The organism is Blastococcus sp. KM273128 (assembly GCF_021698975.1).
In the GTDB taxonomy this organism is placed as follows: Bacteria; Actinomycetota; Actinomycetes; order Mycobacteriales; family Geodermatophilaceae; genus Blastococcus.
This window is the reverse complement of sequence record NZ_SSXA01000210.1, coordinates 1-326: the sequence shown is the minus strand read 5'-3', so window position 1 is coordinate 326 and position 326 is coordinate 1. Positions and strand designations below refer to the sequence as shown.

General features: G+C 42.3%; 1 protein-coding gene. It reads right to left on the bottom strand.

Annotated elements, in window-relative coordinates:
* A partial coding sequence (locus E9529_RS21620) for a hypothetical protein (protein ID WP_236833304.1) occupies nt 1-326 on the bottom strand: 326 nt, incomplete at both ends.

Genomic DNA, 326 nt, shown 5'->3' with positions numbered 1-326 from the left:
AAGAATCAATCAGATTTCCATAGTAGTCGATCCCTGGTCGCACAGCTGACACAAGATCCGGCGCAATAAAATCTCCGCCTTGACGCACGTGAAATTCTCCCCATACAATTTTTTTCTCAGGTGTGACCCAAAATTCAACATGCAGATTTCCACACTCAATTCCAAGCGCATTTACACAGCTTTGAAGCTGTTCTTCAAATTCAAGTTTGCTGGATATACTGTTCAGATCAGCTGGCTGGATATGACCAATTTCAACGAAATCTTCATTGGTTGTTTTTGCTGTGGTTGTGTAGATGCATACCCGTCCATCTATAGCAATACCCTCA